This is a genomic window from Mycobacterium sp. SA01 (genome assembly GCF_041287105.1).
Lineage (GTDB): Bacteria > Actinomycetota > Actinomycetes > Mycobacteriales > Mycobacteriaceae > Mycobacterium.
On the sequence record NZ_JBGGNO010000014.1, the window covers coordinates 190,038 to 204,027 of the forward strand.

Here is a 13,990-nt window from a genome sequence, read left to right on the forward strand (position 1 = left end):
TCAGGCCCCCAATCGGGTGAGCAGGGACGAAAGCGCTTCGATCGCATCGATTTTCGCGGTCAGGTAGCCGTCGGGACGAGCGGCGGCAGGCACGTCGGAGACCGCCTTCTCCGGGCCGGCCAGGTAGATCTGGGTCAGACCCGCGGCCCGCGCGGCCGCCACCACATCGGAGACGTCGGTGCCGTAGCGGGCGTCGGTGCCACAGAGCACCCCGACCGAGGCGCCGCTGTCGGTGACGGCGGCGCCGACAGTCACGGCATCGACGGTGCCTGGGTTGACGGTTTCGATCCCGCCGGAGGCCAGCAGATTGGCCGCGAACGTCGCACGGATGTTGTTCTCGGCCAGCGGGCCCAGCGGCAGCAACAGCACCTGGGGGCGAGCGCCCGTGCGGTCGAGGAAGGCGTCGGAGCGGTCCCGCAGCTCCTCGAACCCGGCCGCGTAGCGCCGGACGGTGTCCGACGAGTTGTAGTGCGGCAGCGGCGGTTCGGCGAGATTCGGGAACTCATTGATTCCAGTCACCGGTGTCCGTCGGTGGGCGATGTCGTCGGCCCGGCGCGCCCGTACCTGCTCGATCTGCTCGGCGACATGGTCGACCGCCGCGGTGAATCCGCCCCGGGACTCGATGTCCTGGAAGTGCGACCAGGCTTGTGCGGCAAGATTTCCGGTGAGGTCCTCGACATACCAGGAACCGCCGGCCGGATCGAGGACCCGCCCGACATGGGACTCCTCCAGCAGCAACAGCTGGGTGTTGCGGGCGATACGGCGGGCGAAGCCGGCGCTGATCCCGGGGAAACCGCTGGGGATCGCGACGTCGAACGGCAGCACCGTGACGGTGTCCGCGCCCCCGACCCCGGCGCCGAAGGCCGCCAGCGTGGTGCGGAGCATGTTCACCCACGGGTCGCGCTGGGTCATCATCGGCAGCGAGGTGACCGCATGCACGGTGGCGGCTCCGCTGTCCGGGTGGCCGAGGACGTCGGCGATCCGGGCCCAGAGTTGGCGGGCCGCACGGAATTTCGCGATCGTCAGGAACTGGTCGTCGTCGGCCACCAGCCGAAAGCTGATCTGGCGCAGCGCGTCGGAAACCTCGACGCCCGCGTCGGCCAGGGCCCGCACGTACTCGACCGCGGCCCCCAGCGCACCGGCGAGTTCCCACGCAGCGTTGGCGCCGCGGTTGTGGAACGCCGGCCCGTCGACGGTGATCGCGCGCACGCCGGGGCTGCCGGCCACGTTCGCGGCGACGCGGGTGACCTCATCGAGGGCCGGGGCCTCGGCGCCGCTGAGCGGCGCGGTCAGTGGGTCGGCACCCAGGTCGATCGACATCGTGGCGCGTTGGGCGTCGTCGGCGCCGGCGATCAGGGTCAGCACCGCCTCGGCGGCGGCGGCGAACTGCGCCCCGGCGTCCAGGATCACCGGAGCGAGCTCCAGGAAGACCCCCTCCAGCAGGCGGTCCAAATCGGCGGGGGCGACGCCGGTGTCACCGACGCGCAGCACCAGCGCGCTGACACCGTCGCCGAGGGCACCGAGCACCGCGGCGTTGCCGTCGGCGACCGTGCCGGAAACGCCTGGTCCGCCGAACACTTCGGCGACCTTCCAGCCTGAGACCACATCGCGGTGGGCGTCGCCGCCGCGGACGAAGGGCCAAGTGCCGGGCAACGGGGATTCGGGCAGCGCATCGAGTGCGGTGTAGAGGGGCCGGATCGCAAAGCCCTCGTAAGTGGGTGAGTCCAGCAGACTTTCGGGCTCGGCGGGCAGATCCGCCGGGTCCTTCCGGCTGCTCTTGGCCAGCACGCCGGCCACCGCGGTCCGCCAGCGGGCGCGGCCTTCCTCAACCTCTACTGACACCGGCAACTCCTGTTGTCGCAGCATGGGGCAGCCCGTCGCGGGACCAGCCATCAGACCATCAGGCTAAATGATCACTCCAGCCGTGACGTGGCCGACTACGGCTACCCGTCGGTAACCGGCGTCGCACCCGGCGCGTTCTCACCCGGGGGCCGTAACCTTGGTGAACGTGACGTCGAAGACCCGCAGCACGTGGCGCAGTGTGCGCTCAGCGGTGATCTCCACGGCGCGCCAGGTATCCCGGACGCGCCTCGTCGTCACCGCGGTCGCCGCTGTGATCCTCGTCGCAGTGGTGGTGCTGGTGCCGCTGCCGACCGCGGTGCAGCTGCGGGACTGGGCAACGTCGCTCGGCGTCTGGTTCCCGCTGGCCTTTTTCGCCGCCCACATCGTCGTCACGGTGTTCCCGTTCCCGCGCACCGCGTTCACCCTGGCCGCCGGCCTGTTGTTCGGTCCCGCGTTGGGCGTGGGGATCGCGGTGGTGGCCAGTGCGCTCAGCGCGCTGCTCGCACTACTGCTGGTGCGCGCCTTGGGCTGGCAGTTCAGCAAGCTGGTCAGCCACCCGGCCCTCGAGTCGGTGGATGCCCGGCTGCGCGCGCGCGGCTGGCAGGCGATTTTCTCGCTGCGGATGATCCCCGCCGTACCGTTCTCGGTGCTGAACTATGCCGCCGGCGCATCGGCCGTGCGGGTGATGCCGTACCTCTGGGCGACGTTGGCCGGCCTGATCCCGGGCACCACCGCGGTGGTGTTCCTCGGCGATGCCCTCACCGGCAACGTCAGCCCGCTGCTGGTGTTGGTGTCGGTGTGCACGGCGGCCGTCGGTATCGCGGGCCTGGTGTACGAGGTCCGGACGCATCGGCGAAGCCATGCCAACTAGCGGGGCACGGCGGCCGGGTGCCCGCGAAGCAGCTGCTCGATCCGATCCAACAACTGGGTCGGATCGGCACCGGCGCCGTCGTGCCACGTCACGAGGGCGCCGTACAGGTTGATCGGCTCCACGGTCAGTTGTAAACCGAGCAGCACTGTCTGGGGAGCGTCGGTGGTCGAATCGCCGTGGCGGTAGGCGATCTCGACCTGCAAAGCCTTGGCTCCGTTGACCGAGTTCGCGATCCATTTAGGCGTGATCGCCTCGACCTGATCCCGGGTGAGCTCGCCGGGCCGGATCTTGGGGTCGGCGACCCTGATGGTCAACGTCGACGGTGTGAAGCGCAATGAGCATCTGTTCCACATGCGGAAAGTGGCATAGGTCGCGAGGAGCGTCGAGAGGAGAAGGAGTATGCCGACGAATCGAAGCCACACTGGATTGCCAGGCACATACCCCGCATAAATGCCGGCGATCCCCATCAACGGAAGCGCGAAGTTCAACAGATAGGCGCTTGCCTCATACCAAGGAAGGTACCGGCAGACAATGTCGTCGGACGTTCGAGTGACACCCGCGCGCATTATGCGGCGTTTGCCCACGACACCGAAACTCGCGGCGCAGAGACCAAGTACAGCCCAGTACCACGCCATCCCTTTCAGAAATGCCAACACGGTCAGGAGTCCGAGCGCGACGCTGAAGCCGACCCGAAGCACCCCCGGCCACCGCCGATTAGTCCCGCTACCGACTGCCATCGTCTGCCTCCGGTTCCATTTCCGTCAGACTGGTACGAACGGTCAGTCGAATCGGCTCACGGACCACCGGCGAATCCCGTAGCGCGCTTGTAGTCAGTTGCACTATCAACGTCTTATCTTCCGACGCGACGATTCGGGACCGGCAGATACTGTCGAGGGGGCCGAATTCGTGAGCGAATTCCATTGCCAGTGTCCCCGCGATACCTGACCCCTCTACCGCCGCCGTGAGCTCTCGGCTTCGTTCGTGACATCCCGGTACCGACTGCAACTGCTGCTCAGCCAACATCATGAACACCTCCCCGCAGTCCAGCACGGCCTCGACGCGATGCATTGTCAGTACCGCATTGGGGCAGAACTCGTCCGCACGTGGATCACTGCGACATACCCAGACGGCTAACCCGGCAGCAGATTCGTACGGTTCCCAGCCTGGAGGCAATGCCACTTGAACCGCGCAATCGGGATACTGATCGACGGGGATCACCTCGATAGCTTGCTGGATAACAAACTCATCGAACCGCATCGCCGCCACCAGAAACAGAGCCCCGCGAAGCAGCAAGCGTCCTAATCGTCACTCCCACAACCACTCAACCGCCTTCGAGGCTCCAAGCGCGGCGAACGCCCCTACGCCGGCGCCGACGACCAGGCCCACCGCCGTCCCGGCGCCCGGGATGACCGATCCAATCGCCCCACCCGCGACGACATCGGCGAGAAAGCCGCCAGCTGCGCCGCCAGCAACTAGTGCAGCCCCAGTACCTGCCGCCTCGCGGGTGACCGCCTCGGGGACGGAGTTGCCGTCGTGGATGTCGGACATCACCGCCGGTATGGCGCTGGCCGCGCCCACCACTCCGCCGACGCGCGAGATTCCCCGCAGCTCGACGCCGCCGATCTTCATGTCCTCCAACCACTTCAGCAAGCCCGGGTCGGCCTTGCCCGGACCGGTACCGGGCGACTCGTTGATCAAGTTCAGCGCCGCCTGACGTACCCCGTCCGCCGTTCCGCCTGCGATTGCGCCGGCACCGCCGATCAACAGATCGGTCTTCGACGGGACCCAATGGTTGCCGTTTTCCCCAGCCGACTCGACGCCCTCCGAGGAGGTCGGTAGCAACATGTCGCTGAGCGAGCGCGGCGGACTACCCGCGGTACTGGTCGGTACACCGGACGGAATCGGCGTCTTCCCTGCTGCCATGTTGATGGCATTGGCCAGCGCCATGTCGACCAGGTTGGCTTCGGCCACGATCTTGTCGAGCCGGGGTTGCAGTTGCGCCTGCTTCAATTCGGCCTCCATCGGGTCGCGAACCTTCGGGCCGGGCAGCACGATGTCGGAGATCGGGTCGATCTCCATGTCCAACGACTCAGCATCGGCTTTCAGGCTCGCCAGCTCGCACTTGATGCGCTCGATGTTGTCCGCCGCGCTAGCCGCCGCATCGGCCACCCCCGACGCCTCGTTGCCATGCGCGTCGAGATCTTTGCGGGTCTGGCCGATCGCCGCCTTGGCCGCATCCGCCGCCTGTCCGCCCCAACTCTGGAAAGCGGGCAAGCTCGCCAGCCCAGCCGCTGCATCGAAACTGGCCTGGGCGCGACTGCTCGCAGCGTGGAATACCTCCCATACGTCGTCCGCATTCCAGCGCTCGATGTCGGCAACCGTCAGCGCCACCGGTAGCTCACCCGTCGGTCCGGCCGATAAGCACGTTTGCAGCCTGAGCCGGCGCCGCCAACGCCTCGCTGTGTCGCTGTTCCATCTCGGCAAAACCCTCAGCACTGGCATGCAGCCCCTGAGCGTGATCGCTGATCTTGTTCAACAACGCGGCCGTGGTGGTCAGCCATTGGTCGGAGAGGGCACTCATCGCCAGCGCCGAAGCGCCGTGCCAGCCAATCAACGCCGCATCGATTCGGCTCGCCGCGGCCTCATGCGCGGTCGCAACATCCTCGCCGTGTCCGACCACCGCGGCAGCCGAGGCCGCAACATCACCGATATTCACCTGAAGCGACATCACATCCCCCATCAGACGTGGACGCTTCTGGATATCAGCAAACGACGCTAGGGGGCCAGCCACCCGGGGGTGGCCCGGCCAGACTCACAGCAAACTGACAGCGGTGCGGCCGCCAGCTCCGGGTCTACTGCGGTTCGGAACCGTGCCGCGGGGCGTACTGCGGATCGGCCGGTGGTGCCTGCTGCTCGGACAGCGGCGGATACGACACCGCCGGTGCGGTGATCTGCGGCGGCGGCGGAATCGGGGCGGCACCCACCGGGGGCACGGTCGCGCGAGCTTCGGCCTCGGCCTTCGCCACCGCCTGGGCGATCGCCGGATCGGTCTGCGTGTCGAACCAGTCGGCGACCTCGGCTGCGTCCTCCTCGTCGGATTTGACCGGATGGTCGTCAACCGGGGACGGCGTGTACCGGAACACCCCGTCCTCTCCGGGTGCGCCGAGCATCTTGGTGAAGCCCTGCAGCGCCGAGCCGAAGTCGCTGGGCACCAGCCACACCTTGTTGGCCTCGCCCTTGGCCATCTGCGGCAGCGTCTGCAGGTATTGGTAGGCCAGCATCTCCGGCGTGGGCCGGCCGGCCTTGATCGCGGCGAATGTCTTCTCGATTGCCTTGGCCTGGCCCTGCGCCTGCAGGTAGGACGCTGCTCGCTCACCCTGAGCCCGCAGGATGCGGGACTGCCGCTCGGCCTCAGCGGCCAGGATCGCGGCTTGCTTGGCACCTTCGGCCGCCAGGATCTGGGCCTGCTTCTGACCCTCGGCCTGCTTGATCGACGCCTCCCGGCTGCCTTCCGCGGTGAGGATCATCGCGCGCTTCTCCCGGTCGGCACGCATCTGCTTCTCCATCGAATCCTGGATGGACGGCGGCGGGTCGATGCTGCGCAGCTCGACCCGGGCCACCCGAAGACCCCAGCGTCCGGTGGCCTCGTCGAGCACACCGCGCAGCTGCCCGTTGATCTGGTCGCGGCTGGTCAGCGTCTGCTCGAGGGTCATGCCGCCGACGACGTTGCGCAGCGTGGTGGTGGTCAGCTGCTCGACGCCGACGATGTAGTTGCTGATCTGGTACACCGCCGCCTGCGGGTTGGTGACCTGGAAGTAGACGACGGTGTCGATGTTGACGGTCAGGTTGTCCTCGGTGATCACCGGCTGCGGCGGGAAGGAGACCACCCGCTCGCGCAGGTCGACGCGGGCGCGGACCTTGTCGATGAACGGGATCAGAAGTGTGAGCTGCCCCGAGACTGTCTTGCTGTAGCGCCCCAGCCGCTCGATCACGGCCGCCTCCGCCTGCGGGATCAGGGCGACAGACTTGGCGACGACGATGATGGCGAACACCACCAACACCGCCAGCAGAACCAAACCGGCTATGGCACCGTCCATGACGAGTTCTCCTTACTCGTTCTTCCAGACGACCGCGGTGGCACCGTCGATGTGCATGACAGTGACGTGGTCGCCCGGCTCGTAGACATCGTTGTCGTTGAAGGGCCGCGCCGTCCAGATTTCGCCGTCGAGTTTCACCTGGCCTTCATGGCGCGCGACCCGGTCGAGCACAAGCGCGCTCTTGCCTTCCAGCGCCTTGACCGGTTCGGGCAGCCCTTTTCCGGCGGTGAACTTTCGGCGTAGCGCCGGGCGGACGAGTGCCAGAAGTACCACCGAGACCACCAGGAACACCGCGCCGTCGGCCCACACCGGCCAGTCGAGCAGCCAGCTGGACCCGGCGGCGGCCAATGCCCCGCCGGACAGCATCAGCAGGAACATGTCACCGGTCAGCGCTTCGGCACCGGCAAGGCCCAGCGCGAACACGAGCCAGATCAGCGCCGCGGGCATACTGCCAGGGTACGCGGCGGGTGATCCCGCAGTTGCGGAAAGCCGGTTCGGTGCCGAACCACTACACTGCGAGCATCATGTGGTGCCCAAGTGTTTCGCTCTCCGTCTGGGCCAATGCCTGGCTCGCCGGCAAGGCCGCACCCGACGACGTCCTTGACGCTCTATCAGCCTGGGCGCCAACGCATTCGGTGATCGCCTACGATTCGGTGGCGGCCGGTCATACCGGCCTGCCGTGGCCCGATGTCGACGATGCGGGTGCGGTGTCGCTACTGCAGACGCTGCGTACCGTCGCCGGTCGTGCGCTCGAAGCCGGGCCGCCCGCGATCAGCGTGGCGCTGCCGGTGCCCGGCGATGTCCGCGGCCTGGCGGCCGGCACCCAGTTCCAGAGCGATGCCCTGTCGGCCGGTGAGGCGATCATCGTCACAAGCCCGGTCGGCGACACCGTCGGCCTGGTCCCCGATTTCGAGTACGACGACACCGACGACGAACTGCCGGACTGTGATCGGCATCCCGAATTGTGCGCGCTGTCCTGGACGGTGTACTCACTACCGTCGCGCCCCGTCGTCGATCACCTCGACCTCGGCGAGGCGGAATACGGTCTGCGTTCGGCGGTGCGTTCGGCCGCCGAGGCGCTGGGCGCGCTGCAGCTAGAGGCCGCGGACGGTATCGACGATCCGCGCGGGCTGGTCGAGCAGGTGCTGGAGACCGGTCGCCACCACCGCGCGCCTGATCACGCTCCGACGCGGGCGCTGCGGGTGCTCGAGAACGCCGCGCACGTCGACGCGATCATCACGGTCAGTTCGGGACTCATGCCGATCGGCACGCAGAGCGCGTCGGAGGCTCAGATCGCCAGCGACGCACTGCGACCGCTGGCGGCGGTCGTGCGCTCGGCGCGGATCGCCGCGGTCACCGCGATCCTGCACTCGGCCTGGCACTGAGCTCACACGCGGGCGTGCAGAACGCGCCGTTGACGCTGCAGCCGTACCCCGGAACAGGTTGATCTCCAACCACTCTCGCGGGTTCGCCGCCGTCCCGTACTTCGTCGACGAGGTCGAGGACCAGCTTCGCGAACCGGCGCTGGGCATTGGGTGTCGAGGCCCGCGCCAACGCGACGCCGAGGCCCTCGGCCTGCTCGCGCAGTTCGCTGTCCAGGTCCCACACCACCTCGATGTGGTCGGCGACGAAGCCCACCGGGCAGACCACCACGGCCTTGGTACCCGCTTCGGCCAGCACTGAGAGGTGATCTCCCACATCGGGTTCCAGCCACGGCACTTGCGGCGGCCCGGATCGGGACTGCCAGACCACGTCGTAGTCGTCGTACCCGGCCGCGGCCGCCACCAGGGAGGCGGCATAGCGGACCTGGCGGGCATACAGGTCGGGACCGCACCGATCGGCGGCCCGCACCGGTATCGAATGCGCGGTGAACACCAGCCGGGCACCGTCCCGCACCGGGTCGGGCAGCGTCGCGGCCGCTGCCGCGACGGCGTCGGCGAACATCGCCACCAGTAGTGGATGGTCGAAGAACTGGCGCATCTTGACCAGTTCCGGGGCGCCGTCACCGACCGCCGCACGGGCCCGGGCGATGTCCTCCTGGTACTGCGTGCACCCGGAGTACCCGCCCCACGCCGAGGTGGAGAACACCGCGGCTCGCCGCACACCGTCGGAAGCCATTGCGGCAACGGTGTCTTCGACCATGGGATGCCAGTTGCGGTTGCCGAAGTACACCGGCAGCTGTTCACCGCGCTCGGCGAGTTCGGCGCGGATCTCCTCGATCAGCGCGCGGTTGATCCCGTTGATCGGTGAGACCCCGCCGAAATGCAGGTAGTGCTCGGCCACTGCGGTCAGCCGCTCCGGCGGTATCCCCCGGCCGCGGGTGACGTTCTCCAGGAACGGCATCACCTGTTCCGGCCCTTCCGGGCCACCGAACGACAGGATCAGCAGTGCATCGAATGTGGTGGGCACGGTGGCGGAGTTAGAGCAGCTGGGTGCTGGCGCCGCCGTCGGCGAAGATGATGGTTCCGGTGGTCGCGGGCAGCCAGTCGGACAGCAGCGCGCACACCGTCTTGGCGACCGGCGTCGGGTCCTTCATGTTCCAGCCGAGCGGGGCACGCTGATCCCAGCCCTCCTCCAGCAGCTGCATCTGCGCGCCGGCCTCCTCGCCGAGCGCGCCACCGACGATGGCACTCATCGCCAGGGTGCGGATCGGGCCTGCCGCAACGAGATTGGAGCGCACACCGACCTTGCCCGCCTCGCGGGCGACGAACCGGTTGACCGACTCCAGCGCGCTCTTGGCCACCGTCATCCAGTTGTAGGCCGGCATCGCGCGGGTGGGGTCGAAGTCCATGCCGACGATCCCACCGCCCGGATTCATCACCGGCAGAACAGCTTTGGCCAGCGAGGCGTACGAATACGCCGAGATGTGAATGCCCTTGGCGACGTCCTCGTACGGGGCGTCGAAGAACGGGTTGACACCCATGCCGGTCTGCGGCATGAACCCGATGGAGTGCACCACGCCGTCGATCTTGTTGCCGTCGCCGATCACCTCGGTGATCCGGCCGGCCAGCGAATCCAGGTGCTCCTGGTTCTGCACGTCGAGTTCGAGCAGCGGCGCCGGGTTCGGCAGCCGGTCGGCGATCCGCTGGATCAGCTTCATCCGGTCGAAGCCGGTGAGCACCAGTTCGGCGCCGGCTTCCTGCGCCACCTTGGCGATGTGGAATGCGATGGACGAGTCGGTGATGATCCCCGTGACGAGGATCCGCTTGCCTTGCAGAAGTGTCATGTGAAGCCCTTCCTTATGACTTACTAGTGGCCCATGCCCATGCCGCCGTCGACCGGGATCACCGCGCCGGCGATGTAGCCGGCGTCCTCCGATGCCAGGAAGCTGACCGCGCCGGCCACATCCTCGGCGGTGCCGACCCGCTTGGCGGGGATGAAGTCCAGCGCGCCGGCCTGGATACGCTCATCGAGCGCGCGGGTCATCTCGGTGTCGATATAGCCCGGCGCCACCACATTGGCGGTCACGCCGGCCTTGGACAGTTCGCGGGAGATCGACCGCGCCATACCGATCAGGCCGGCCTTGGCGGCCGCATAGTTGGCCTGGTTGCCGATCCCCCACATGCCCGATACCGAGCCGATGTAGATGATCCGCCCAAAACGCTTGCGCTGCATGCTGCGCGACGCCCGCTGCGTCACCCGGAACGCGCCGGTGAGGTTGGCGTTGATGACCTCGTGGAAGCGTTCTTCGGTCATCCGCATCAGGAACGCGTCTTTGGAGATGCCCGCGTTGGACACCAGCACCTCGACCGGTCCCTGGTGCTCCTCGACTTCGGTGAACGCCCGGTCGATGGCCGCGGTGTCGGTGACGTCACACTCGACGCCGAACAACCCCTCGGGCGCCCCGGAGCCGCGGTGGGTGACGGCGACCTTGTGTCCGTCGGCGGCCAGTCGCTTCGCGATCGCCAGGCCGATACCCCGGTTTCCACCGGTGACCAGGACGGAACGGGAGACAAACGGCGGTTTGACGGCCGGTGCGGCGTCGGCCGATTCTGCGGCGGCGGTTTCGGACATGGGAGTCAACTTAATGCCTGCCGTCGGCCGGACCGAAATCCGCCACCGGCGATTTCACCGACATCAACCCGGCAGGCGCCGGTTGACCAGCAGTGCGGCCAGCGCCGCGAGGGCCAGGACCAACGCACCCAGCCGCAACCAGCCCGTGCTGGCGTCACCCTTGGTGGTCTCGTAGCCGATCTGATCCTGCAGTGAGGTGAAGACCTCCTTGAGCTGCTGCAGGCTCGATGCGGTGTAGGCGTTGCCACCGGAGAGCTCGGCGATCTTCTTGAGCATGTCGTCGTCGACCGGGACCGGCTGGCGCTGATCGTTGATCTCCACGTAGCCGTACGGGGTGCCGAACGACACCGTGGAGATCGGCACGCCCTGATCCTTGGCCGTGCGGGCGGCGGTGAACGCGCCCTTGGGGTTGTCCGGGTTGGACGGCACGGTTTCCTTGCCGTCGGACATCAGCACGATGCGCGCCGGCGGCGGGGTGTCACCGCCGCCGATGACGGCGCCGACGGTGGCGATCGCCTGCAGCGAGGTGAAGATCGCCTCGCCGGTGGCGGTGCGGTCGGCCAACTGCAACTTGTCGATCGCGTTCTTGGTGGCTTCCCGGTTGGTGGTCGGCGACACCAGCACGGTCGCGGTGCCGGCATAGGCGATCAGGCCCAGGTTGATGCCCGGGGTCAGCTGGTCGGCGAACTGCTTGGCGGCCTCCTGCGCGGCGGCCAGCCGGCTGGGCTCGACGTCGGTGGCGCGCATCGACTGCGAGACGTCGATGGTCAACATCACCACCGCGCGGTTGCGCGGGATCCGCACGTCGTGTGTCGGTCCGGCCATCGCGATCGTCAGCAGCACCAGCGAGGCGATCAGCAGGATCGCCGACAGATGCCGCCACTTGTTGGGCCGTTTGGGCGCAACACTTTCCAGCAGTTCCATGTTGGCGAAGCGCAGGAACCGCTTCTGGCGGGCGAACTGCACGACGACGTAGAGCCCGACCAGTCCGGCGATGACGAGCAGGAACAGGAAGAACCACGGGTGTTCGAAGCCGCCAAGCGTCATCGGCCCGAGCAACGGCAGGGTCATTGGCTGCCCGCCAGTGCACCGCGGCGACGGGAGGCGACGAACCGCACGATGTCGGCGATCCAGTCGCGGTCGGTGCGCAGAGTCATCAGCGGTGCGCCGCAGCGGCGCAGGGTGCGCGCCACTTCCTCGCGGTGCACCGCGGCGGCGCGGGCGAAGTCGGCGCGCAGTTGCTCGTCGATGGTGAATTCGCGGGTGACCCCGGATTCGGTGTCCTGCAGGATCACATCGCCGACCGGGGGCAGTTCGACGTCACGCGGGTCGAGCACCTCGATGCCGAGTACCTCGTGGCGCGCGGCGATCGCGCGTAGCGGCCGCATCCAGGTGATCGGGCCGAGGAAGTCGCTGACCACCACGGCCATCCCGCGTCGGCGTTCGGGCCTGCGCAGCGCATCGATGGCCGCGGCCAGATCGCCGCGCACCCCGGCCGGGGCCTGCGGCATCGTGGCGATCGTGCGCAACAGAGTCTGCTCGTGCATCCGGCCGGACAGCGCGGGCACACGGGTGATCTTGTCGCCGTTGGCGATGATCGCACCGATCCGGTTGCCGCCACCGCTGTTGAGGTAGGTGATCGCCGCCGCGGCGGCCACCGCCAGGTCGCGCTTCTCGCAGCCGGTGGTGCCGAAATCCAGGCTGGCCGACATATCGACCACCAGCCAGGTCTCGAGCTCCCGATCGGCGATCATCTGCCGAACGTGTGGGTGGGTGGTGCGGGCGGTGACCGACCAGTCCATCCGGCGCACATCGTCGCCGGGCTGGTACATCCGCGACTCGCCGGGCTCGGAGCCCGGGCCGGGGATCAAGCCGAGATGGTCACCGTGCAGCACGCCGTCGAGCTTGCGTTTGACCGTGAGCTCGAGGGTGCGCAGCGCCGCCGAGAGCTTGGCGTCACCGATCTCACCGCGCTGAAAGGAGGGCGGGTGGACGGTTTCGGAGTCGCTCACCGACCGTTGGCACCCGCCCCGGCGGGAACCACCGGCGGCGCCGAATGCCCTTGCTGCGGAACGGCATTCACCTGAGGCAGCGCGACGGTCTGCAGGATGCGGTTGATCACCGTCTCGGCCTTGATGTCGTCGGCCAACGCGTCGTAGGTGAGCACCAACCGGTGGCGCAGCACGTCGGGGATGACGTCGATGACGTCCTGCGGGATGACGTAGTCCCGGCCGCGGACCAGCGCCAGCGCGCGGGCGGCGGCGATGATGCCCAGCGACGCACGCGGCGAGGCGCCGAACGCCACCCAGGCCTTGACGTCGGCCAGACCGAACTGCTCGGGCCGCCGCGTCGCCGTGACGACCCGAACCACGTAGTCGACCAGCGCGTGGTGGACGAAGTTGTTGGCCGCGACGTTCTGCAGGCGCAGCAGGTCGCCGGTCTCGAGGATCTGCTTGGGCTCCGGCGGGGTGACACCCATCCGGTAGATGATCTCGCGCTCTTCTTCCGGCGACGGGTAGTCCACGTTGATCTTGAACAGGAAGCGGTCGCGCTGGGCTTCCGGCAGCGGGTAGACACCCTCGTTCTCGATCGGGTTCTGGGTCGCCATCACCAGGAACGGCTTGGGCAGCTCGTAGGTCTTGCCGCCGATGGAGATCTTGCGCTCGGCCATGACCTCCAGCAGCGCCGACTGCACCTTTGCCGGGGCGCGGTTGATCTCGTCGGCCAGCAGGAAGTTCACCACGACGGGGCCGAGTTCGATGTCGAACTCTTCCCGGCCCTGGCGGTAGATGCGGGTACCGATGATGTCGGTGGGTACCAGGTCGGGGGTGAACTGGATGCGGGCGAAGGTGCCGCCGACCACCTTGGCGAAGGTCTCGACCGCCAGCGTCTTGGCGACGCCCGGCACACCTTCGAGCAGCACGTGTCCCTTGGCAAGCAGGCCGACCAGGATCCGCTCGACCAGTTGGTCCTGGCCGACGATGATGCGCTTGACCTCGAAGATCGCCCGTTCCAGGGTGTTCACCTCGCCGGCGAGACCATTACCGCCCGATGGTGGGGCGGCCGGGGCTCCGCTCGGCCCGGCAAACGATCCGGGGCCTGCGGGCGACCCACCTGGTGACGTCATCGACTTCCTCCACGAGCTGTTGGTTTTGGCGGGCACGCC

The 13,990-nt window shown here is 68.0% G+C and carries 15 protein-coding genes; 2 read left to right on the forward strand and 13 right to left on the reverse strand.

The features are described from left to right. Complete coding sequence (gene mutA, locus AB4879_RS05415; protein ID WP_370506927.1) at window positions 1-1,866, reverse strand: methylmalonyl-CoA mutase small subunit; 1,866 nt, start codon at window positions 1,864-1,866, stop codon at window positions 1-3. 142 nt (window positions 1,867-2,008) lie between these two features. On the opposite strand from mutA, the gene AB4879_RS05420 reads away from it, so the two are divergent. Next, window positions 2,009-2,713 (forward strand): TVP38/TMEM64 family protein, encoded by a 705-nt coding sequence (locus tag AB4879_RS05420; RefSeq protein WP_370506764.1) that lies wholly within the window; start codon window positions 2,009-2,011, stop codon window positions 2,711-2,713. Here the strand turns inward: AB4879_RS05420 and AB4879_RS05425 are convergent. The 6 genes from AB4879_RS05425 to AB4879_RS05450 form a co-directional block, all read right to left on the reverse strand. Next, window positions 2,710-3,411, reverse strand: a complete 702-nt coding sequence (locus tag AB4879_RS05425) for a hypothetical protein (RefSeq protein WP_370506765.1) — start codon at window positions 3,409-3,411, stop codon at window positions 2,710-2,712. The two genes, AB4879_RS05420 and AB4879_RS05425, sit on opposite strands and share 4 nt — an antisense overlap. Window positions 3,412-3,436: 25 nt before the next feature. Next, window positions 3,437-4,006 (reverse strand): LpqN/LpqT family lipoprotein, encoded by a 570-nt coding sequence (locus AB4879_RS05430; protein WP_233209330.1) that lies wholly within the window; start codon window positions 4,004-4,006, stop codon window positions 3,437-3,439. A 12-nt stretch (window positions 4,007-4,018) separates the two neighbouring features. Continuing rightward, on the reverse strand, window positions 4,019-5,104 hold the full coding sequence (locus tag AB4879_RS05435; RefSeq protein WP_370506766.1) for a hypothetical protein: 1,086 nt from the start codon (window positions 5,102-5,104) through the stop codon (window positions 4,019-4,021). Between the two features lie 7 nt (window positions 5,105-5,111). Beyond that, the gene (locus AB4879_RS05440; RefSeq protein WP_158249021.1) at window positions 5,112-5,441 is read right to left on the reverse strand and encodes a WXG100 family type VII secretion target; all 330 of its coding nucleotides are present in this window, start codon (window positions 5,439-5,441) and stop codon (window positions 5,112-5,114) included. Window positions 5,442-5,565: 124 nt separating this feature from the next. After that, window positions 5,566-6,810 (reverse strand): SPFH domain-containing protein, encoded by a 1,245-nt coding sequence (locus AB4879_RS05445; protein ID WP_370506767.1) that lies wholly within the window; start codon window positions 6,808-6,810, stop codon window positions 5,566-5,568. 12 nt (window positions 6,811-6,822) lie between these two features. Next, on the reverse strand, window positions 6,823-7,257 hold the full coding sequence (locus AB4879_RS05450) for an NfeD family protein (protein WP_102807733.1): 435 nt from the start codon (window positions 7,255-7,257) through the stop codon (window positions 6,823-6,825). Between the two features lie 77 nt (window positions 7,258-7,334). Between AB4879_RS05450 and AB4879_RS05455 the strand changes: the two genes are divergently transcribed. Next, window positions 7,335-8,195, forward strand: coding sequence for a hypothetical protein (locus tag AB4879_RS05455; protein WP_370506768.1), 861 nt, complete (start codon window positions 7,335-7,337; stop codon window positions 8,193-8,195). On the opposite strand, the gene AB4879_RS05460 is transcribed toward AB4879_RS05455, so the two are convergent. The 6 genes from AB4879_RS05460 to AB4879_RS05485 all read right to left on the reverse strand — a co-directional run bounded on the left by AB4879_RS05460 (window position 8,164) and on the right by AB4879_RS05485 (window position 13,951). Then, window positions 8,164-9,219: a ferrochelatase gene (locus tag AB4879_RS05460; RefSeq protein WP_370506769.1), complete on the reverse strand. Its 1,056-nt coding sequence runs from the start codon at window positions 9,217-9,219 to the stop codon at window positions 8,164-8,166. The two genes, AB4879_RS05455 and AB4879_RS05460, sit on opposite strands and share 32 nt — an antisense overlap. A gap of 10 nt (window positions 9,220-9,229) precedes the next feature. After that, window positions 9,230-10,036, reverse strand: coding sequence for an NADH-dependent enoyl-ACP reductase InhA (gene inhA, locus AB4879_RS05465; RefSeq protein ID WP_102807735.1), 807 nt, complete (start codon window positions 10,034-10,036; stop codon window positions 9,230-9,232). Window positions 10,037-10,059: 23 nt separating this feature from the next. Continuing rightward, on the reverse strand, window positions 10,060-10,824 hold the full coding sequence (gene fabG1 / locus AB4879_RS05470) for a 3-oxoacyl-ACP reductase FabG1 (protein ID WP_370506770.1): 765 nt from the start codon (window positions 10,822-10,824) through the stop codon (window positions 10,060-10,062). A gap of 63 nt (window positions 10,825-10,887) precedes the next feature. Beyond that, on the reverse strand, window positions 10,888-11,895 hold the full coding sequence (locus tag AB4879_RS05475; RefSeq protein ID WP_102807737.1) for a VWA domain-containing protein: 1,008 nt from the start codon (window positions 11,893-11,895) through the stop codon (window positions 10,888-10,890). Next, entirely contained in the window at window positions 11,892-12,836 is a 945-nt protein-coding gene (locus tag AB4879_RS05480) for a DUF58 domain-containing protein (RefSeq protein WP_102807738.1), read from the reverse strand. Before AB4879_RS05480 ends, AB4879_RS05475 begins: the two co-directional genes overlap by 4 nt. Then, window positions 12,833-13,951, reverse strand: coding sequence for a MoxR family ATPase (locus AB4879_RS05485; protein WP_102807770.1), 1,119 nt, complete (start codon window positions 13,949-13,951; stop codon window positions 12,833-12,835). Before AB4879_RS05485 ends, AB4879_RS05480 begins: the two co-directional genes overlap by 4 nt. Window positions 13,952-13,990: the final 39 nt, after the last annotated feature.